Source organism: Candidatus Viadribacter manganicus (assembly GCF_001679665.1).
Classification (GTDB): Bacteria; Pseudomonadota; Alphaproteobacteria; order Caulobacterales; family Aquidulcibacteraceae; genus Vitreimonas; species Vitreimonas manganica.
Genome location: NZ_CP013244.1, coordinates 1,505,314 through 1,524,044, shown reverse-complemented (window position 1 = coordinate 1,524,044; position 18,731 = coordinate 1,505,314). Strand labels below are relative to the sequence as shown.

General features: G+C 61.1%; 19 protein-coding genes and 1 pseudogene. 12 read left to right on the top strand and 8 right to left on the bottom strand.

Translation table 11 applies throughout. From position 1 onward, the window contains the following. Positions 1-2: 2 nt before the first annotated feature. Complete coding sequence (locus tag ATE48_RS20420; protein ID WP_066769905.1) at positions 3-395, bottom strand: EF-hand domain-containing protein; 393 nt, start codon at positions 393-395, stop codon at positions 3-5. Positions 396-892: 497 nt separating this feature from the next. Here ATE48_RS20420 and ATE48_RS08015 point away from each other — a divergent pair, with 497 nt between their 5' ends. Further along, on the top strand, positions 893-2,158 hold the full coding sequence (locus tag ATE48_RS08015) for a CoA transferase (RefSeq protein ID WP_228126858.1): 1,266 nt from the start codon (positions 893-895) through the stop codon (positions 2,156-2,158). 54 nt (positions 2,159-2,212) lie between these two features. Here the strand turns inward: ATE48_RS08015 and ATE48_RS19380 are convergent, their stop codons facing one another. Then, entirely contained in the window at positions 2,213-2,620 is a 408-nt protein-coding gene (locus ATE48_RS19380) for a GFA family protein (RefSeq protein WP_083197223.1), read from the bottom strand. A 331-nt stretch (positions 2,621-2,951) separates the two neighbouring features. Here ATE48_RS19380 and ATE48_RS08005 point away from each other — a divergent pair, with 331 nt between their 5' ends. Together ATE48_RS08005 and ATE48_RS08000 are read left to right on the top strand one after the other, a co-directional pair. Next, positions 2,952-3,773: a universal stress protein gene (locus ATE48_RS08005; RefSeq protein ID WP_066769902.1), complete on the top strand. Its 822-nt coding sequence runs from the start codon at positions 2,952-2,954 to the stop codon at positions 3,771-3,773. 161 nt (positions 3,774-3,934) lie between these two features. Beyond that, entirely contained in the window at positions 3,935-4,660 is a 726-nt protein-coding gene (locus tag ATE48_RS08000) for a hypothetical protein (protein ID WP_156767673.1), read from the top strand. A 100-nt stretch (positions 4,661-4,760) separates the two neighbouring features. On the opposite strand, the pseudogene ATE48_RS07995 reads toward ATE48_RS08000, so the two are convergent. The 3 genes and pseudogenes from ATE48_RS07995 to ATE48_RS07985 form a co-directional block, all read right to left on the bottom strand. Beyond that, positions 4,761-5,018 (bottom strand): annotated as a pseudogene (locus tag ATE48_RS07995) (tyrosine-type recombinase/integrase); the annotation flags it as partial. Between the two features lie 76 nt (positions 5,019-5,094). Further along, positions 5,095-5,586 carry a hypothetical protein gene (locus tag ATE48_RS07990; protein WP_156767671.1) on the bottom strand — a complete coding sequence of 164 codons (492 nt, stop codon included), beginning with the start codon at positions 5,584-5,586 and terminating at the stop codon, positions 5,095-5,097. Then, positions 5,583-6,392 (bottom strand): DUF2306 domain-containing protein, encoded by an 810-nt coding sequence (locus ATE48_RS07985; RefSeq protein ID WP_066774715.1) that lies wholly within the window; start codon positions 6,390-6,392, stop codon positions 5,583-5,585. The genes ATE48_RS07990 and ATE48_RS07985 overlap by 4 nt, the downstream gene beginning before the upstream one ends. Before the next feature lie 86 nt (positions 6,393-6,478). Here ATE48_RS07985 and ATE48_RS07980 point away from each other — a divergent pair, with 86 nt between their 5' ends. Further along, positions 6,479-7,519: an AraC family transcriptional regulator gene (locus ATE48_RS07980; RefSeq protein WP_066769891.1), complete on the top strand. Its 1,041-nt coding sequence runs from the start codon at positions 6,479-6,481 to the stop codon at positions 7,517-7,519. Positions 7,520-7,716: 197 nt separating this feature from the next. On the opposite strand, the gene ATE48_RS07975 is transcribed toward ATE48_RS07980, so the two are convergent. Then, positions 7,717-8,949, bottom strand: coding sequence for a patatin-like phospholipase family protein (locus ATE48_RS07975; RefSeq protein ID WP_066769889.1), 1,233 nt, complete (start codon positions 8,947-8,949; stop codon positions 7,717-7,719). A 393-nt stretch (positions 8,950-9,342) separates the two neighbouring features. Between ATE48_RS07975 and ATE48_RS07970 the strand changes: the two genes are divergently transcribed. Together ATE48_RS07970 and ATE48_RS07965 are read left to right on the top strand one after the other, a co-directional pair. Continuing rightward, entirely contained in the window at positions 9,343-9,804 is a 462-nt protein-coding gene (locus tag ATE48_RS07970) for a protease inhibitor I42 family protein (RefSeq protein ID WP_066769887.1), read from the top strand. Between the two features lie 419 nt (positions 9,805-10,223). Then, positions 10,224-10,589 (top strand): hypothetical protein, encoded by a 366-nt coding sequence (locus tag ATE48_RS07965; protein WP_156767670.1) that lies wholly within the window; start codon positions 10,224-10,226, stop codon positions 10,587-10,589. Between the two features lie 144 nt (positions 10,590-10,733). Here ATE48_RS07965 and ATE48_RS07960 read toward each other — a convergent pair whose 3' ends face one another. Next, the gene (locus ATE48_RS07960) at positions 10,734-10,988 is read right to left on the bottom strand and encodes a hypothetical protein (protein ID WP_066769883.1); all 255 of its coding nucleotides are present in this window, start codon (positions 10,986-10,988) and stop codon (positions 10,734-10,736) included. Between the two features lie 236 nt (positions 10,989-11,224). Here ATE48_RS07960 and ATE48_RS07955 point away from each other — a divergent pair, with 236 nt between their 5' ends. Continuing rightward, positions 11,225-11,605, top strand: coding sequence for a c-type cytochrome (locus tag ATE48_RS07955; protein ID WP_228126856.1), 381 nt, complete (start codon positions 11,225-11,227; stop codon positions 11,603-11,605). Positions 11,606-12,290: 685 nt separating this feature from the next. Continuing rightward, positions 12,291-13,556: a sensor histidine kinase gene (locus ATE48_RS07945; protein ID WP_066769879.1), complete on the top strand. Its 1,266-nt coding sequence runs from the start codon at positions 12,291-12,293 to the stop codon at positions 13,554-13,556. A gap of 144 nt (positions 13,557-13,700) precedes the next feature. Here ATE48_RS07945 and ATE48_RS07940 read toward each other — a convergent pair whose 3' ends face one another. Then, the gene (locus ATE48_RS07940) at positions 13,701-14,267 is read right to left on the bottom strand and encodes an AAA family ATPase (RefSeq protein WP_228126855.1); all 567 of its coding nucleotides are present in this window, start codon (positions 14,265-14,267) and stop codon (positions 13,701-13,703) included. A gap of 486 nt (positions 14,268-14,753) precedes the next feature. Here ATE48_RS07940 and ATE48_RS07935 point away from each other — a divergent pair, with 486 nt between their 5' ends. The 4 genes from ATE48_RS07935 (at position 14,754) to ATE48_RS07920 (ending at position 18,571) form a co-directional block, all read left to right on the top strand. Beyond that, entirely contained in the window at positions 14,754-16,193 is a 1,440-nt protein-coding gene (locus ATE48_RS07935; RefSeq protein ID WP_066769876.1) for a S41 family peptidase, read from the top strand. Positions 16,194-16,423: 230 nt separating this feature from the next. Beyond that, entirely contained in the window at positions 16,424-17,260 is an 837-nt protein-coding gene (locus ATE48_RS07930) for a universal stress protein (RefSeq protein ID WP_066769873.1), read from the top strand. A gap of 67 nt (positions 17,261-17,327) precedes the next feature. Continuing rightward, complete coding sequence (locus ATE48_RS07925; RefSeq protein WP_156767669.1) at positions 17,328-18,293, top strand: DnaJ C-terminal domain-containing protein; 966 nt, start codon at positions 17,328-17,330, stop codon at positions 18,291-18,293. After that, complete coding sequence (locus tag ATE48_RS07920) at positions 18,290-18,571, top strand: chaperone modulator CbpM (RefSeq protein WP_228126854.1); 282 nt, start codon at positions 18,290-18,292, stop codon at positions 18,569-18,571. The genes ATE48_RS07925 and ATE48_RS07920 overlap by 4 nt, the downstream gene beginning before the upstream one ends. Positions 18,572-18,731: the final 160 nt, after the last annotated feature.

The window sequence follows — 18,731 nt, the reverse complement described above, 5'->3', positions numbered from 1 at the left end:
GCTCACCCTCCGAATGCTCTCAGGGCGGCTCGCATCGCTGAAACCTCCGACGGCTCAAGCACGCCATTGTGGTTCGCGTCGAAACGAATGAAGCCGCGCGGTGGTTGCGACAGGAGCTCAGTCCGTGTCAATCGCCCATCACCATTGGTGTCGGCGTGGGAGAGTTGTCCTCTCATTCTTCCTGCGCCTTGAAGCTCCGCGGCGACTAGGGATCCATCCCGGTTGAGGTCAAGGTGATCAAATTCGGCAGATCTCATCGCATCGAATTCAGCTCGCGTGATCTCGCCGTCATGGTTGGCGTCCGCTCGCGCCAAATTGGCAGCCGCGCCGCCTTGTTGCGCCAATGCTGGGCTTACCCATGCAAGAACGACTATCGAAGTGATCGCGGCCTTCATTCAAAGATCCATCGTTGCAAAGTCGCTTTCGCCATATCACCACCGCCGCTGCTAAATCGAGAGCTCAAGTGCGCGGCGTCGCGAGAGCATCTAGGTGACCGACGCGGCCCGCACTAAGCATTTGCTCCGGCCGTTTTCGGCGACATTAGGCCGGTCGTCGCCGACTGACGCCAGCGTCACTTTTTGAGGGCGGTCTCAAATGGTGAGCGCAACACGTACCTTAATTGAGGTCGTGGAGCGAGGACAGTGAGAAAGCCATATCATCGAGTAGGATTCACTGCAGCTCAGAGCGCTGAGCTGTGGGAGCGATGGAAGGAAGGCTCAGGACTGAAGGCGATTGCCCGGGTTCTGGGAAAGTCGCATTCCTGTGGCCGGGCAGGTATGAGTCGACGGCTGAGCGAACGGAGTTCGTTGAAGTGCGTGAAATTCGGTCAGTCCTTGGATTAGATTCCGACTTTGAGACCAATGGAACTGACCGATGGAAGTCGCGGTATCGCGTGTCGGACCTCGCGGTGCACTCCATTGGCGCCGTTGGCTGCGCGATTGCGGACCTGATCGCCGCGCGAAACTCAAAGCAAAAGTCACAGCCTGTGGTCGTCGACCAGCGCTTGGCGTCACTTTGGTTTGCGCGATCGATTGAACCTGTCGGCTGGAGTTTGCCGCCAGTCTGGGACGCGGTTGCCGGCGACTATCCTACGAAGGATGGCTGGATCAAACTGCACACGAACCTGCCACATCACCGAGAGGCGGCCTGCAGGGTGCTCGGCGTCGCGCCGGAACGTGGCGCTGTTGCTGCAGCGGTCTCCGCTTGCACGGGGAACGATCTCGAAACTGCGATCGTGGAGGCGGGTGGTGTGGCCGCTTTGATGCGCAGTCGCGCCGAGTGGCAGGCGCACGCGCAAGGCATGGCGGTCGCGAGCGAACCGCTTGTCGCGTGGACTAATCCGCGTCGAATTCAACCAAGGCCAAAGCAGGCGACTACCGGAGTGCCGCTTGAGGGTCTGCGTGTTTTGGACCTAACGCGCGTACTCGCTGGTCCCGTAGCGACGCGAACTCTGGCGGGATTTGGCGCCAGCGTGTTGCGCATTGATCCGCCCGGCTGGGGCGAACCCAATGTCGTTCCCGACATCACTCTGGGCAAGACCTGTGCGACGCTTGATTTGCGCGATACCGGACCACGACAGATCTTTGAGGGACTTCTGCGCGAAGCGGATGTCTTGGTGCACGGGTATCGGCCAGACGCGCTGGAGCGCTTGGGCATCGGAAAAGAATGGCGTCGCAGCATTGCGCCAAATTTGGTCGAGGTTTGCTTAGACGCGTATGGTTGGTCTGGACCGTGGGCAGGGCGCAGAGGATTCGATAGTCTAGTTCAGATGAGCAGCGGAATCGCTGACTCAGGAATGATGTGGGCGCGCGCGATCAAGCCGACGCCCTTGCCGGTACAGGCGCTGGATCACGCGACGGGCTACCTGATGGCTGCTGCGGTGCTGCGTGTCCTCGTGGCCTGTGAACGCCAAGAGCCTGTCTCAGATGCGAAGTTGTCGTTGGCGCGGACCGCAGAACTCTTGGCGTCGCATCAGCAAGAAGACGCTGAGGCGATGGACCTAACCTTTGCGGAAAATGACTGGGCCGACTCTCTAGAACAAACCCCGTGGGGGGCCGCACGTCGACTTAAAGCGCCGTTGCAGGTCGGTGAGCTAGAGATGACCTGGCGATCACCCGCGTGCGAGCTTGGCTCAGCGAAACCACAATGGGCTGCCTGAAGGCGGCGGTTATTCGAAAGACATCGAGGCAAGCGAACTGGGGCCTGATGCAGATTATCTGCGCTGAGGCGGTACACCTTCTGGGAAGGTTGGGATGCCGGGCGGCGCTTCAATCATCGGTGAGGCATGAGACATCCAGATATGGACGACCGGTTTTTCCTCAAGAGCCGTGTCGAGCGAACCGATCCGGACAATCACTTGATCCTGATCTTTCCACTCGGCCATGAGATGGGTTCCGCACTTGGGGCAGAACCAACGACTTTTACCGGGCGTGCTCTCGAAGGCCGAGACGATGTCAGCACCCGCCGTCCATTTGAAGTTCGCGCGATCCGCACGCGCTGTAGGCGCATAGGCGCTGGAATGCGCCTTTTGGCAGGTACGGCAGTGGCAAAGACCGATCGGGGAAGCCAAGTCACCGCACTCGTATCTTACGCTGCCGCACAAGCAGCTGCCGACAAGCATCACCAACCCTCCAACTTTGGTCTTTCCAATCTAATATGGTGACGATGCTGAGCGGCAACTTTCGGCAATGACTTGCCGAAGTGCCCGTAGCATTACCGGCGGCAGGCCTGGATCGAGTAAGCCGTTCGCATGTTTTGACTGCTCGGCATTCGATGGCCCAAACCCGCCATACCTGTTTGTGCGTACGGCTCATAATGGGCAGGACTGAAAAGTCTGCTGCGGACAATCTATAGTCGCGGAAATGCGGGAACTCATGGATGTCGCGCCACGTTGATCTGGCGCAAGGCGGGCGTGCTTCGATGCGCCGTAGGTGACCTTCAAGGAGGTCTCCATGACTCTCAAATCAATCATAGTTGTCGCGTGCGGCGAAGATTCGGACGTCGATGTTGTTGGGGCGGCCGGCAAGCTCGGCGCGCGCTTTGGCGCGCAGGTTTTGGTCACACCCGCGTTTCCAGATCCCGCCGCCGATCTCGTGTACTACGGCGCCGCACTCCAAACCGTTGGTGACGCCAGCGAACGCATCATCGCTTCCGAGCGCGTTGCCCAGGAGCGCTTAGAAGCGCTTGGGCGGGACGTGGCGGCCCGGGAAGGGGTCGCCGTCACAGTCGAGAAGCGCGCGCTTCTGCCAGCGGTGGCTCTGGCGCCGGCGGCGGTTCTCGCGGACCTGGTGCTGTTTGCGGGCGCCGCCGTGCAGTCGACTCTTGGAGCGCTGTTCGCGGAGACGCTTCTCTCGACTCGAGCGCCAGTGATGTTGATCAAGGGCGCAGCTGTCGCTGGCGGTCCGGTCGCTATCGCTTGGGATGGCAGTGGACAAGCAGCGCGCGCTGTCCGTGCTGCGTTGCCTTTGCTTCAGGCGGCCTCCGGGGTCCTCATTCTGCGCAATGTCGATGATGAGACCGCGGAGGCGGAAGCTTCCAGTTCTGAAAAATTGCGCGCCTATCTAGGGCTTCATGGGGTGACGAATATCGCGCTTCGTGAGGTGCGCGGCGCGCGTGTGGCGGAATCGTTATTGTCCGCCGCGCGAGCGGATAAGTGCGAGCTCTTGGTCGCAGGTGCTTACGGGCGGCCACGCTTATTCGAAATGGTTCTGGGCGGCACAACGAGAGCACTAGTGCATGGAGCAGGCGCGCCGAATTTGCTTTTCTCGCACTGAGCATTGCCATGCCATGCTGAGGCGACGAATGACAGGTATCGGCGAGCGCTGGCCCTTCACGCGAGAAGCATGCAGGCGGCAGGTTTGGGCAGACTAGGCCGCTCAAACGGCTGCTAGCTGCTGAACTCGAACGCTTGTAGGCTCGTTTCGGAGGGGGCCCGATGCATCGCAATATGGAGCGCGCTCAGCGTTCCAGACTTTTTGTTTGGATGGGAATGGGTGGCATCTTGGTGGCCTTGGTGGGCTTCACCAAGACCTTCTTCATGCCCCTCTTATCCGGCACGTTTTCCGCACCGCTGCTGATCTACATGCACGGTGCTTTCCTGTTCAGCTGGGTGGTCTTCTTCGCGACCCAAACCATCTGGGTGCATCGCAAAGATGTTCGATTACACAGGACCCTGGGTTGGGTCGGCGCAGGCCTTGTCATTGCCGTGGTCGTTTCCACGCTCGGCGTCGGGAGGCTAGCCAGCGAACGCACAGCCGCGACCGGCGATATCGATATGGCGAGCCGGGAATTACTCGTCATCTTTATGGAAATGACAGTGTTCTCGGTGCTCGTGGCCAGCGCCTTTTTCCTTCGCCGCCGAGCGGATGTGCACAGACGCCTCATGCTGCTGGCCTTTATCGCCTCGCTCGGACCGGCATGGTTCCGCTTTCGGCACTATTTTCCACCGATCGATAATCCGGTCTTCTTCTACTCGTTGCTTCTCGCCGACTCTCTGATCGTGATCGCCGCTGCTGTCGATTTCGTCCGAGAGCGCCGCGTGCACTGGGTCTATGCCTTCGTCGGCAGCGGTATGGTGGGCGTCCACTTGGTCGAAGTGTTCGCATTTGACACCACGTGGTTCCGGCTCGCGGCAAACGCGATCGCGCGACCCTTCTTATGACTGAGCGAACTTGTTGAACGACTGCCTTCGGCGATCGTGAGCCGCTTTGGCTCGGACGAAAGAATGGCCGATCCGACCCGAACCGGCCATCCAGTGCGGATCAAAGGTCGACGCCCTCGCAAATGGCGATGGCGTCATCAACCTCGACGCCGAGATAGCGCACCGTACTTTCCAGCTTTGTGTGCCCGAGCAGTAGCTGCACTGCTCGGAGATTGCCGGTTTTCCGATAGATGAGCGCAGCCTTAGTGCGCCGAAGTGAGTGCGTTCCATAAGTGGCTGGGTTCAGCCCGATGGATGCCACCCAGCCTTGGACAATTCGCGCGTATTGGCGCGTCGAAAGGTGATGGGATTTTGCGAGGGCCCAGGCCATTGGCTGCCCGTCGGGTTGCGCGTGCGGTCTATGGCTTCTTCGCAAACCCACTAATGGCTCGCGGCTAGTTCAGATGCTTTACTCTCAATAGCGAGAGCAGAAAGGCGATGGTCAGAAGCGCCGTCATGCCGAGATTGATCACCGCGCCAGCGGCCGGCATTGCCCGTGTGGCCGCGACCTCCGCGACTAAGCCCACCGTATCGACGCCGGTGCGGCCAACCTGCTCAATCAAGAGCAACAAGATGGCGGCTGGTAAACCGGCGCGATAGCGCACGACGACAAGCCAAGTAAACAAGCACAAGGCAAATAGCGCCATACCCCAGGCGCCTGCAGAGCTGATGATGCTCGCGACCGCTGCAGGGCTGAACGTGTCGAGCGGCACTCCATCTACCGTTTGCAGAACTTCGCTCACACTGATGAAGGGGTTCAGTCCACTGAAGTTAAACCCAATCATAGTCTTTATGATCAAGACGGGCGCAAGCAGCCAAACCGCTGCCCACGACCCTTGATATGCGTTCGTAAGACTACGCGGAAACAGACGGCCCAGTATGTTCATGCGACCGCCGCCTTCGGCCGCTGCCGGCGCCATTCATCGAAGTGGACCTTGCCCAGCCAGAACAGCATGACCGGTAACGGCGCCAGAGCGAGCACGGGCAGCAGCACTGACTGCTGTAGAGCCTCGGGAAACACTTGCATCTGTCCGAGGAAGAACGACCCCGAGGCGATGAATAGCGAAAAGCACATCCGCCACAAGTGCCGGGCGATGCGTGAGACGTTGGGCAAGAGCTTGCGCACGAGCACATGCAACTCGCCCGCTGCGGCGAAGGCTCCGGCGATGGTGAAGAGCAGGAAAGCCTGTGGCGGCGAGCCGTCCACCGTGCCGCTGGGGCTGGCCGCGCCGATCCGCATGAAGAGAACGCCGGCAGCGGCAATGGAGAGAGCGACGATCAGCCCGATAACTTCCGGGGCGCCGGCCTTGACATCGCGCCGTCGGGCCGCCGCGGCGCCGCTCACCAACAGGTAGAGCGCCATGATGCCGGCGACGAAATTGGGTCGCTGTCCAGTTTCAAGGAACGGCGCCACGCCTGCGCCAATTGCGTAGGCCACGAACATCGCCAAGAAGAACACTGATCCCGCAGCACGGTGGACCCTCTGGCCCTTGCGCACCGCCAGGGCGACGACGCCGGTTATCATCCCGATTGCTCCGCCCGCGATGTGCGCCCACAGCAAGGCATCGGCGCCAAGATGCATCCAGGCCGGATCGCCGGGCCGGGCCTGCAGCGTGTCCGCCAAGGCGATTGACGGCAGCAGCGCTGTGGTGGCGGCCAACAGGACCGGAAAGACGGGAATCCTCAATTTCATGGACCTTTTTTTGTCGACATGCCCGGCGGGCGCCATGATCGTGCCTCCCGCGCGCATGATCGTTCGTAACACCAGGGGCCGCGCTGATGTCGAACCTGACCGTGTCTGCAGGGGTCGCCGCTGGCCTGATGGCGTATGCTGTGCAGCGAGGCGCTGGTCGCGCGGCGCTCTTAGCGCGAGCCGGCCTGCGCGCCGCCGACTTGGAGGAGTCCGACGCCCGTCTGCCGTTCGAGACCTATATCGCGCTCATGCGCGCAGCCCAGGACCTCTGCGGCGACCCGGCGCTGGCGCTGCATTTCGGCGAGGCAGTCGACCTAGCGGAGATGTCGATCGTCGGGCTGATCATGAACGCTTCACCCACCATGGGCGATGCGTTCGCACAGATGCAGCGTCTCAGCCGGCTGACGCTCGAGACCGCGGGGCTCAGCGACGGGCCGCGCTTCGTGCTGTCAGCGCGCGACGGCCAGCTGTGGATGGTCGACACGCGTGCTGATCCCAACGCCTTCCCCGAGCTGAGCGAAGGGGCCTTCGCCCGCCTGGTCTGTGGCCCTCGCCGCTTCCTGCCCGAGCCGCACGTGCTTGAGGTGCACTTTACCCACCCGGCGCCGGCCTGGCGGGCCGAGTACGACCGCATTTTCCAGTGCCCGGTGACCTTCTCCAGCGGCTGGAACGCCATGCGGCTCGATCCGCGCATAGCGACTTGGCCGGTGGCGCTTCAGCCGCGCTATGTGTTCGGCGTTCTGACCCGGCGGGCCGACGATCTGCTGCAGGAGTTAGAGGACCAGAAGACTATCCGCGGTCGGGTCGAGGCCGTGCTGCTTCCTCTGCTGCACACCGGCGAGGTCGGCGCCGAAATTGTCGCGCGCGCCTTGGGCTTCAGCCGTCAGACCCTGTTCCGCAAGCTCAAGACCGAGGAAGCAACCTACAAGCAGGTGCTCGATGCGCTGCGCCAACGCATGGCGCTGCGCTACCTCAACGGCGCCAGGGCCTCGGTCAACGAGACCGCCTACCTTGTCGGCTTTTCCGAACCCGCCGCCTTCTCCCGCGCCTTCAAGCGTTGGACCGGCAAGAGCCCTCGCGAGTTCCAGCCGGCGAAGGCTGCTCAAGGCGAATGCCTGCTGGATTGACTGCCGGGGCGTCCGCGTTGCGATCTCATTCACGCCGCAAACCACGAATGGCAATCATCGGCGAACTCACGCCGTTCACGCAGGCAAGACACCGCTGGCAGTTTTGGAGCGACTAGGTCAGTCGAGAAATTCTGTACAACGACCTAGGCTGGTCTAGTGGGGACATTGGGGTGTGATGGGCAATACCTGGATGAAGCCTAACGGGATGGAATTGCCTCAACACTCGGCGCTACGGCGCCGGTTTGCTGTTCCACGGTCAGTGCCGGCGGAGCGCTAATGCGCGACCATACCAATCCAGTGACGGCGCGTGTTCTGCCGAGTTCGAAAAGCGATCGCATGGCCGCGGGTTCAAAATCCAAACTTGAAGCATCGACGCTGGCGGGAATTGTCGTGATGAAAACGCTTATTCCAACGCTGTTCGCATAAGCGGCGTTCTCGGCAAGCGCCGAGCGTAGAGAGGCATTGCTCCAACTGTCGAAGCTGCGTGCGAGGATGCCGGGCAGATTTCCGGCCGTTGCGTGGTAACGTGCCGTGATCTGTCCATTCACAATAACGTAAAGCACTCGGCGGACACCGCCGGGTGTCGAGGCGCTCAACGACGGCAACGCCTCTGGCACGCCGAGGAAAGGCAGGTTGACGCCTCCGTCGACATGCATTTCCTGCACAGCGATGCCTTCCGGCGAGACGCCTTCGATGAGGACCGGAGGGAAGATGCCTGGCAGGCTTGCGGACGCCAGCAATATGCTGCGGAAGAGCGACAGACCTCTTTCACCGCCGATCGTGGCGACGACGCCCATGTCCCAGATCACTGGCTGTGCGGCGTCGAGATTGGTTGTCACGACAAGTAGGCGCCGGCCCTTGGCGTGCTCTGCTGCGACCTGGCGGAGCATTTCTGGTGTGATGTGAGTGGCGATCAGTTCGCGCAGCGCGCGCGAACTGAAAAGGCTTGGGGCCACGAACGCTGCTAAGCTTCTCCACCCCACCAGTCCGCGCGTACCGCCATCGGTGTAGACTTGCTGGAGCTCATCGTCCCAATCGGGCCCGAGGAAAGCGAAGGGTGCGGCGAGTGCGCCCGTACTCACGCCGGTGACCACGTCGAATTGCGGGCGATCTCCGCTTTGCGACCAGCCCACGATGACGCCAGCGCCATAGGCGCCGTTCGCGCCGCCTCCAGAGAGCGCGAGGATCGCGTGACTTTCGGACGGTGGCTGCGCCGGAACGCGCTCGGCGAGCGCCAAATCTTGAGGCGCTTGCAGGGCCAGGATTTGCACGCCGGCAGGCAAAGCGGCGACGGCGTCCGAGTGGCGGTACGCAGTGCCAAAGTCCCGGGAAACCGTGCCGCAAGCACCAAGGCACAACGCAAGAAGAACCACGAGCAACCGAGCGCCGCGGCGCCGCGATGCGGGGGTCGCGATGACGCCAAATCTCATGGAGCGGCGTTGGACAGCTTGGGAATGCTGAGGCGCCTGCGAGAAGAGCAAATAGGCACGATGCAACGCTCAGCCTTGTTTTCTATTATCGGCAAAGCGTAGCGCCTGTAGTTCCTTAACGCGCAACCTGGAAGCCGGTTCCACACACGACAGAACGGAAACTAGCCGGCGAGAGGCCGTTGTCGGCGACAGCGCGCCGGTTCGATCGATGCTAAGCTAATGACCGGATTTGATTGGGCGCGCCGTTCGAGAACCCTGGCTGGGCGCTGGGCGATGCCCGACCGCGCCGCTCGATGAAGTGACGCCACGCGTGTGATGGGTAAGGTCGCCCTTGGCACAGATCAGATACGCGCCTTATGTTGACTCGTACTGCAAAGGGCCGAGCCAATATTCATGAAGCGAGCGATTTTTGTGGCCGTGGTTCTCATGGCGTGCTCGCCGGCGCCGGAAGTCAAGCAAGACGACGCGCTGTCAAGCGAAGCGCCAGCTTCCGAGATTCCGGAGGCGCCGGCGGTGGTGTCCATCCGCGTTCTGCAAGATCAGAATGGCCAAACCGTTGAGGCGCCGGTCGGCCAGCCATTTTCTGTGGAGTTGCGGGGCCAGCAACCGCAAGGTTTCTCGTGGAGGGTAGTGGAGACGCCTGAGTTTATCTCACCTGCGCCCGACGGATCTGTCACGCTGCCGACAACGGACCAGCCGGAGCAGCAGGCGTCTGTCGTCGGCGTTGGCGCCATCCAGACATTCTTCTTCGTCGCGACGGCGCCAGGCTCAAGTGACCTGGTTCTCGAACACAGGCGTTTCGGCGGCGCACCGCCAACGCGTGAATCCTTTCGCGTTCGGATCGTCGCCCGCTAGCCGCCATCCGCCTTCGCGACCATGCTCTTCAAGACCACGAAGGTCGCGTTTCGGCGAACTCGAGCCGTAGCGGCGCGTTTGGATATGCGGCGTAAATTGAGCGCGAGCGTCGCCCAAACCAGAGCTCCTCTCTGCATTGAGGCGGCAACCAAGACTTCGGGGGGTGAGGTGTCCGCACCATTCACAGAACTGCGTTGCACCAAGTTCTCGAAGCACTGGGGAAGCTATCTATTGTGGGGCGGCTTCCATTATCGCACCGACCCTTCACGAACCATTCGCGTCGACCGAGATTGGGTTGGCGCCACACCTGCGCAGAGTTTCGCGCTGTTGAAGTCTGACCAGCGCGGTCCCGATTGGAAACGCAGTTAGAACAATACCGCGACAACCTAAGAGCGGTCGAAGACAAGGCGCGTTCTCGCGTGTTCTCGAAGCTGTTCAGAAGCGTCGTGGCGCGCGACGACCGTCTGATCGCCACGAACCTGGCGCATGTTGAGGAAGTCATGGCTGCTTTGGCATGGCGCGATTGGCGCCGTTCGCCGCCAAGATGTCTCGAGTTCGGCGGGATCGAAATCGACCACGTCGGTGCGATTGGATTTGCGCCCGATCCCCATCGCATAGCGTTTGCCCATCCCGGGTGTGGTGGCAGCCTCGTGGTTTCAACGCCGGATAATCGTATCAACATGCGCACTGAAGATCGGGTGTACGATGCCGAGGGGCGGCTACTTGAGACGAAGGACCCGGCGCCGCCCAGCGGTCGGATCAATACTCGCTTCTTCGATTCCTAACTCGGCCAGCGTTGGCTCTGCTTGGTGTGAGCGTCAGCAATCGGCGACATCGCGTCGGTGCGGTGTACGCGAAATCACTGACTGGAATGGAGAGAGTAAGCCCGTCACGAAATATCGCTCACGCGGTGTCTTGGCCCTAGGCGGTTATTCCGGCCAGTTGGCGTGATGCGTTGTTGCGCGGTAAATCGACAATATGGTGGGGTTCTTGCCCACCTCGTCCATCGGGATGCTCACGCGGTACTTCTCTTCAATCCTCGTTATTGCCGTACCAATTTCGCGCCAATCGGCAGTGAAGGTCGTCAGTAAATCGACCTCGTCCGCCATATCGGCGGGTGTCAGGCCGATCGCGTGCGCCACGATCATCCGGATGTCGGAAAGTCTGTCTTCACGGGCACTCATGTTGGCTCTCCGGCCGGATAATTGACGAAGCGCAAAGCAAGCGCCGCCGATCCTCGCATACTTCGCTTCGGGAGTGGGACATGGAGTCTGAAGGGCGTTGCCGCGTGCGTTGAGTGCGGCGGCGAGATGGATCGCTGGGACGCAATAACATGGCCCAGCTACAGACGTGTCCCGTTCGAGGATGGCAGCGCTTGAAGCTTCCACTTGGCCCTGTCGGATCATACTGGAGGTCCCCAATGTACCCATCGATGCAGCGAATGATGCTTGTTGGATTGGCTTTTCTGGTGAGCGCGTGCGTGGGGACGCCGGTCCAAGCGCCCGGCGCAATGTCGCCGCCCGACATGACCGCCGCAGCTTCGCCCGCGCGCGGGTTGGCGTATGCGCAAAGTGTTTGCGCAGCCTGCCACGCCGTCGAAACGGGACAGACGCGTTCGCCCAATCCCGAGGCTCCGCCTTTTGAAGTCATCGCCAACCTGCCCGGCATGACCCCGACCGCGCTCAATGCTTGGCTGCATTCGCCGCACCCGAGCATGCCTAACATAATCGTCGCTCCGGACGACCGGGACGACGTCGCCGCCTATCTCAATTCGTTGAAGTACGGCGCCGGGCGCGGTTGATGCATGCGGGGCGGGTTCCGGCGAAATCCTGTCGCAGCGCAGCGGCGATCCTGAGCGGCTAGTTTTGATTGATCTCGCCAGTCCTCGCTTAGGGTGCTTGCCTCACCTCGTCGGGAAAGAGCCCGAACGCATCGATCTCCCAACTTGCCACGGGTCGCAAGATGGACACCGGTTGCTCGTCATTGAGATCCAGCTTCGCCCGCACAAGTCGAATGGCCTCGGCGTCGGCGCCACAAAGAACGTAGTAGCGTGCCGCCGATGAGGAACTGGTGCTCGTTACTTGGACAACATATCCTTGCATGGCGCGATTTGAATCCCGCGCGTGATTCCTAGCAAGCTCGTCGCGATGTATCGCAAGACCAGATGCGTGGCGAAACATCCATTACATGAATGTCTGAGTTTGGCGATGCCTGGCCGCTGCCATAGGCGCCAACTGATTTACTTGGTTGGAGCAAGGCTGCTGCTCGGTGAAATTCGCGCCTTGGCGCGGGGGGCGCTGAAAACATTAACCAAGCCTAAGCGCAGATTGGATACAAGCTTTTGGCAGTCGGCTCCTTCTCGTCCTTCTTCGAGTGCATTCGTGATCGCGCCATTGAAAATTCAGTCCTGGGGACTTGATAGGCCGTGCACGGCGGCGGAGTTCGCGACTGTAATCAGCGTCATCAGACGGGCCACGGCCTCTCGCGTGGGCTTCGGCGCACTTGCCGCGGCCGTAGCATTTGTCGGCGCCGGTTGGTCCTACGCAGCTTATTGGTTCATCGCCATGGCGGCATGGGAATTATTTCTGCGCCCTAGCCTAGAAGCACGCATATTTGCGCCTGACGAAGAGCACGGGGCTAAACGCGCCTTTGCGCTGCTTGCGGCGCTCAATTTCATTGGTGCAACAGCGTATTGCGTTCTTCCCGTCGCTAGCTGGGCGTCCGGGACAGCTATCGGTCAGGTGCTCGCCGCCACGTGGCTGTGTGGCACGGCAAGCCACGTCCTGGTGTACTTCTCCAACAACAAACTTCTGTTGGCGGCAAACTTGGTCCCCTCGGCCTTGGTAGCTTTGCTGACGCCGGTGCTGCTAGCAGAGGTCGGTTGGATCGAGAGGGTGCTTGGCAGTGTCGTGCTCGTGACCATTTTGGCGGCAACAGGCGTGTTCGCGCGTGATCGCAATTCGTTGTTGCAGACTCTCTCTCATGAAGCACGGGCGCGGACATCGGCAGAAGAGGCAAATGAAGCTAAGGCGCAATTCCTCTCAATAATCAGCCACGAGTTACGGACACCAATCAACTCGGTGGTCGGCTACTCGGAATTGCTGCGTGAGGAGCTTGCGGACAAAGGCGAAGCTCAGCTGAGCGATGACGCATCGAAAATCCTTGGTTCCGGTCGCGCGCTCTTGGGGTTGGTCAACCGCATTATCACGTTGGCCCGGCTTGAATCGGGTGATGCCCCCGTTGAGCCGATCACCGTGAGACTTACAGACGTGGTGCGGGGAGCGGCCGAGGCTGCGCGCGAACTTGCCGAGGCAAACGGCAATAGCTTCACGGTCTATGCAGATTCCATGGGTGTCGCCGCCCTCGACCCCGAGATGTTTGGCCAGTGCGTTACAGAGATATGCAACAATGCCGCAAAGTTCACGCGCAACGGTGAAATCAAAGTCATTGCAAAGCGGGTCAGGGTCGGCGGCGTAGAGACGCTTCAGGTCGACGTGGTCGATACGGGTGTCGGCATCGATGAGGCTATAGCCGAGAAGATTTTCCTGCCCTTCGTGCAAGGCGACAGCAGAGCTGATCGCCGCTTTGAGGGCGCGGGCACGGGGTTGGCGGTTGTTCGAGCGCTGGCGCGTCTCATGGATGGAGAGGTCAGTTTCTCAAACAGAGAGGGCGGCGGCACAGTATTCACCCTTCGTGTGCCGATCGCGGGCGTTGCAAGCGATGAAAAGGATGAGTTGCCGCGCGTAGCGTGATCCGTTCTCGCGGACCAGGGCGAATGGCCGAAACCGGCGAGATCGCGACTTAGCGGACGCGGCATTACCAGTGTCGCGATTTGAGGGGCCCAGCCGGTCATGAATTTGTCGGCCACGGCATGAAGTGGAGAGAAGCGTCCGCCTTTAATCGGCTCCCACCGCTTCGGCGATGGCCTGTGCTGCGGCTCGTGCATCTACTGACGCGGTGTCGATAGTCAGTAAAGCAACAGGCATCGCAGCTAGCGCTGCATCGAACTGCGGTTTGAGTTCACGAAGCAAATCTAGAGAACGCAACTTCCCGAATGCAGCGCGACTTGGCGCATCAATGCGCCGCTCCTGTTCCTCGACAGGCGCGGTCAACCGAATGAAATGGATTTCACCGCCGGCAGCTTTGATGAGCGAACGAACTCTTTCAGGAAAGTCGGAAGAGACAGTGCCCTCCGGTGCGAATGTAAAAATCATTGACCGACCTGCGGCCGCCGCTTCCGCGAATACGTCGAGCCAGAAACGCTCCCGTAGTTTGACGAACGGACCTGAGCCAAAGGGAAAGACTGCCCCGACTGTGTCAACAACGAGGTGATTGTGGAATAGCGCCATCCCGGTCAGGTCCGCTAACTCGCGCCCAACGGTAAGTTTGCCGACCCCGGCTTGCCCGTAGATGAACACCAGCTTCATCGCTTGAGGAGTAACCGGAACGACCAAATCTGTCATTCGATTCGCGGATGTGGACCGGCAAGTTTCGGCGACAACACGCCGTTGCCGCGTGCGCTAAATCACCGACCGCAATGCCAACCAGCGAGGAATGGTTTGTGCGTCCCATTCCAAAAATTACCATTGTTGAAAGACGTTCCACCCGGTCCATTCGCCAACGGGCGGTCCAAATGCGCGAAACGCCAGTTTCTGCCGATCGCGAAGCGCGAACTGCTGTCGATCCAAGTCTCGAAGGGCTGCTTTCGGCGAGATCGCGCCTTAGTGTGCGGAGCATGACCAACGACACGAATTGAGTGATGCAGGCCGCCGTCAGGGATACAGATCAGCGCAACGCTGGACCTTGCCGCCGAATAGGGCTGCCATTCGCATCCAAGCATGGGTTCTTCTGCATCTGATCTTAGGGCCCAGCCATTGCGCGTGGGCGCGCGCAGGTGGGTGTGGGTCTTGGACGACCGGCCAAGGCGAACTTGATGGCGGGGTGGGGTGATGAAACGTTGGTCTATCTTTGCGTGCGCCATGTTCGCGTTCTCTCAGTCGGCTGCTGCCCAAGACGATGCGGAGCGTTGGCATCAGTTGACACGTGGCGACGTCGAGGCTGCTTACCAGCAGCTGATCGAAGATCACCCGGCCCTTTCGACTGCCATCAATGACGCCGAATTGCGCGCTCGCCTCGAAACGGGGCGAGCCTTGGCGCTTGAGCGTGCGGCGCAGGTTAGCAGCATTGAGGGCTATGCGGCGACAATGGCCGGGCTCGCGAATGTGGTCGGCGACAAACATGTGTGGTCGCGCCTCGTGGCGCCTGCTCACTCCGTTCAATGGGCGGGCATCATAACTGCCCGCCAGGGCGAGCGGTTCGTTGTGTTGGAGCACGACAATGCGGGCGAGGGCGCATCGCTTGCGGGCGCCGCGCTCGTTTCATGTGATGGCGTGATGGCCGATGACTTCGCGGCAGCTAAGCTCGGCGGCTTCCGCGCCGTATGGTCGATTGAGGCGCAGCGCATCCAGAGTGCGCCTTTCCTCTTGGTAGATGACGGCAATCCGTTCGTATTGCGTCCGCAGACTTGCATCTTTGAGCGCGATGGCCAGCGCACTGAGCATACACTCTTCTGGCGCGAGATCGCGCGTACCGATTTGGCGCCGCACATTCGGCGCGCGCAAAATCGCGGAGCGCCGGGCCATGGCTTGCGCACGTTCGATGGCGGGATGTGGATTTCCTTGCAGACGCTCAATGATGATGCGCTGGCAGTGGTCGCGGCGGCGCGGGAGAGCCAGTCGCGTCTGCGCGCGTCGCCGATCGTTGTTGTCGATATGCGCGGCAATGGTGGCGGTAGCAGCAGCTACGGAGACCAGATCGCGCGCGTGCTTTTCGGTGATGCGCGCTTCAATCATGTGATCCGCGGCGGCGCCAGGTGCAATGTCGTTTGGCGCGTGTCGCCGCGTAATGTGGCGCAGATGCGGAGCTATGAAGAGCGCTTCCGCCAATCCAACCCGAGCTTTGCCGGCGAGATGCGTCGCGCCGTGCAGCGGGCCGAGCAGGCCCAAGCTGCGGGCCGCGAGTTCACCGGCCCGACCGAATGCCCAAGCCGGCGCGCTGCTTCGGGCGCGCCGCCAGCTCAAACGGCGACGGGGCGTATAGTGTTGCTGACTGATAATGCATGCTTCAGTTCATGCTTGCTCGTGGCTGACAATTTCCGACGTCTCGGCGCGCTTCATGTGGGGCAAGCAACGGATGCTGCCACGCACTATTTCGAAGTGCGCGAAGACCCGCTGCCGTCCGGGCTCTCGTTTTTTTCTACTTTGCAGGCGTTCTCTCCGGGCTCGCTCGCGCGGCTGGGACCGTTCGCGCCCGGCGCCGCTTACGATGGGGATATGGCCGACACTGCGGCGTTGGAGGGCTGGATTGAGGAGGTTGTCGCGGCCCGTTAGGCGGGTTTACGGGCGATGTGAATGACTGTGCTCGGCGATGGCTCGCCGTAGCTGCTGCATCATGACCAATGTCGTGAGTGGAGCGACCAAGCCAGTCGCGAGGCCAGTCACGCCCTCTCATGGGGTTCGGCCTTGTAAGTGGTCGAGCCTGCTTGAACGCAGGAGAGCTTGAGGAAGATCAAGCCATAGCCGCCGTAAATGCTGCCAAGTTGCCGCAAAGGAGCGGCGTTATGGTCTGGAGAGATATCCTTGTCTTCGCCGACGGCTCGCAAGAAGGGCTGTCGCGTGTCGCCTTGGCGCACAATCTAGCGCACCGCCGTGAGGCTCATCTTGAGGCAAGGCTGATCACGCTCGCCCCCGAGCCGCCGCTCGGCGAGACGAGCTTTGCTGTGGAGCGTGCCGTCGCCGCCCTACGCCAAGCGGCGCACGAACGCGCTATGAGCGCGGTGCGCGCTGTGGAAGAGATGGAAAAGCCCGGTCAGCGATTTTCAGTCTATCACGATGAATGCTCTTGGGGCGAGGTTGCGCACCTCGGCGCGGCAGCGGCGCTCACAAGTGATCTTGCGATCGTGGCCCAGCCGCGCGAGGGCCGGGACGGCGACCTTGACCGCAGGATTTTGGAAGCTGCGCTGTTTCGTGCGGGAACACCTTGCCTGATAGCGCCGCCTTGGGCGCACGCGCGTGAGTGGGGTCGGCGCGTGATCATCGCTTGGAACGCCACGCCACAAGCCGCGCATGCTGTGCGCGCCGCGCTGCCGTTGCTGGTCGCTGCACAAAGCGTCCGCATCGTTATTGTCGACCCGAGCCCAGACGTCGAGAATCAGCGCGCCCTGATGCGCCTCGCGAGCTATCTTGCCCGTCATGGCGTCGATGTTGAAGCACCCGTGACCACGCGCTCGTCGTTCGGCGAGGTGGGGCGTGCGGTCTTGGCTGAAGCAGAGGCATACGCTGGTGATCTCCTGGTCATGGGTGCTTACGGTCACGCACGCGCGTTCGAACAGGTGTTCGGCGGCGTCACCCATCACATCATCGCGCATGCCAGTACACCCGTACTGTTGGCCCATTGACGGCGGTGATTGCACCACTCGCCCTCCGGAGGCCTAAGCGGCTGAAATCGGCGCCGAAGTGCGCATCATGGCGAGCAATCGTTGGCTCGAACGTCAAAGGGTCTTCAATTCGAACGGAGAGATCGTTAAAGACCCGTATGAAACTCTGGGGGTCGCACGCACCGCCACGTCCGACGACATCCGCAAGGCCTATCGGCGCCTAGCGAAGAAGCTGCATCCTGATCTCAATCCTGGAGATAAGCAGGCGGAGGCGCGCTTTAAGGAGGTGACCGCCGCGAACGATCTGCTTTCCGATCCGGACAAACGCAAGAAATTCGATGCCGGAGAGATCGACGCTTCCGGGGCTGAGCGACCTCGTCAGCAATACTACAAGGATTTTGCGCGCGGCGGCGCCGGCGCAGGTAACCCTTACGAGAACAGTTCGGGTTTTTCGGATTTCGCCGACGGCGATGATCTGTTCGCAGAACTGTTTCGCCGCCAAGCCGGGCAAGCGCGGCGCACGCGCGGGGCGGATTTGCACTACCGTTTGGCGATCTCATTTCTTGACGCTATCAATGGCGTGACCCAACGGCTCAGTCTGCCTGATGGCGGCTCTCTCGACGTCAGCATTCCTGCGGGCATCCAAGAGGGCCAAACGCTACGACTGCGCGGCAAGGGCGCTCCACCTCGGGGTGACGGCGAGCCCGGCGATGCCCTGGTCGAGATTTCTGTCAATCCGCATCGCTTCTTCGTTCGTCATGACGACGACATTCATGTCGAGCTGCCGATCACGCTTTCAGAAGCTGTGCTTGGTGCGCGCGTCAAAACTCCAACACCAACCGGAGCCGTGATGCTAACCGTGCCCAAGGGATCAAACACCGGCACAATTCTCCGGCTGAAGGGTAAAGGCGTCGCACGGCGCGGCGGCTACGGAGACGAACTGGTCAAGCTAAAGGTCATATTACCCTCGCCGCCCAATGCCGAACTGGAGGCGTTTGTGTCCACTTGGGCGCCTCAGATTAGCGATGATCCTCGTAAGGACATGACGCCATGATGTTCACGATAATGGATTTTCTCGCGCGTGCGCACGTCGACCGTGAAACACTCGAGATTTGGATTGAAGAGGAGTGGCTAGTTCCGAGCCAAACGACGCCGGAGCGCACGTTTACTGAGGCCGATCTGGCGCGGGTGCAATTGATCCGTGATCTCACGGACGATCTTGGTGTCAACGCCGAAGGCGTGGGGGTCGTTCTGAGCCTCGTAGATCAAGTGCATGGCCTGCGAAATGTACTCGCCGAGGTCTTGAGCACGGCGCGCGAGCCGCGCGGGTAGCACTGTGTGGACAATCCGAGCGAACCGAGTGGGTTGAACCCGGCTGGCGGCGAACGTCGTTCTTCGGCAAACATAGGCCGGTCGTGCGAACTGGGCGCCGACGGCCGCTTTGGATCGAGTTAGCCGATCACACCTGTTGTCGCTATAGCGGCCCTTTCAA

What these genes read in the sequence shown, in the direction of transcription:
- ATE48_RS07960 (WP_066769883.1), bottom strand. Translation starts at nt 10,988, where the DNA reads ATGAGTGCCCGTGAAGACAGACTTTCCGACATCCGGATGATCGTGGCG.
- ATE48_RS07975 (WP_066769889.1), bottom strand. Translation starts at nt 8,949, where the DNA reads ATGAGATTTGGCGTCATCGCGACCCCCGCATCGCGGCGCCGCGGCGCT.
- ATE48_RS07970 (WP_066769887.1), top strand. Translation starts at nt 9,343, where the DNA reads ATGAAGCGAGCGATTTTTGTGGCCGTGGTTCTCATGGCGTGCTCGCCG.
- ATE48_RS20420 (WP_066769905.1), bottom strand. Translation starts at nt 395, where the DNA reads ATGAAGGCCGCGATCACTTCGATAGTCGTTCTTGCATGGGTAAGCCCA.
- ATE48_RS07925 (WP_156767669.1), top strand. Translation starts at nt 17,328, where the DNA reads ATGGCGAGCAATCGTTGGCTCGAACGTCAAAGGGTCTTCAATTCGAAC.
- ATE48_RS08000 (WP_156767673.1), top strand. Translation starts at nt 3,935, where the DNA reads ATGCATCGCAATATGGAGCGCGCTCAGCGTTCCAGACTTTTTGTTTGG.
- ATE48_RS07930 (WP_066769873.1), top strand. Translation starts at nt 16,424, where the DNA reads ATGGTCTGGAGAGATATCCTTGTCTTCGCCGACGGCTCGCAAGAAGGG.
- ATE48_RS07955 (WP_228126856.1), top strand. Translation starts at nt 11,225, where the DNA reads ATGTACCCATCGATGCAGCGAATGATGCTTGTTGGATTGGCTTTTCTG.
- ATE48_RS07935 (WP_066769876.1), top strand. Translation starts at nt 14,754, where the DNA reads ATGAAACGTTGGTCTATCTTTGCGTGCGCCATGTTCGCGTTCTCTCAG.
- ATE48_RS08005 (WP_066769902.1), top strand. Translation starts at nt 2,952, where the DNA reads ATGACTCTCAAATCAATCATAGTTGTCGCGTGCGGCGAAGATTCGGAC.
- ATE48_RS07920 (WP_228126854.1), top strand. Translation starts at nt 18,290, where the DNA reads ATGATGTTCACGATAATGGATTTTCTCGCGCGTGCGCACGTCGACCGT.
- ATE48_RS07985 (WP_066774715.1), bottom strand. Translation starts at nt 6,392, where the DNA reads ATGAAATTGAGGATTCCCGTCTTTCCGGTCCTGTTGGCCGCCACCACA.
- ATE48_RS07940 (WP_228126855.1), bottom strand. Translation starts at nt 14,267, where the DNA reads ATGACAGATTTGGTCGTTCCGGTTACTCCTCAAGCGATGAAGCTGGTG.
- ATE48_RS07980 (WP_066769891.1), top strand. Translation starts at nt 6,479, where the DNA reads ATGTCGAACCTGACCGTGTCTGCAGGGGTCGCCGCTGGCCTGATGGCG.
- ATE48_RS07990 (WP_156767671.1), bottom strand. Translation starts at nt 5,586, where the DNA reads ATGAACATACTGGGCCGTCTGTTTCCGCGTAGTCTTACGAACGCATAT.
- ATE48_RS19380 (WP_083197223.1), bottom strand. Translation starts at nt 2,620, where the DNA reads ATGCTTGTCGGCAGCTGCTTGTGCGGCAGCGTAAGATACGAGTGCGGT.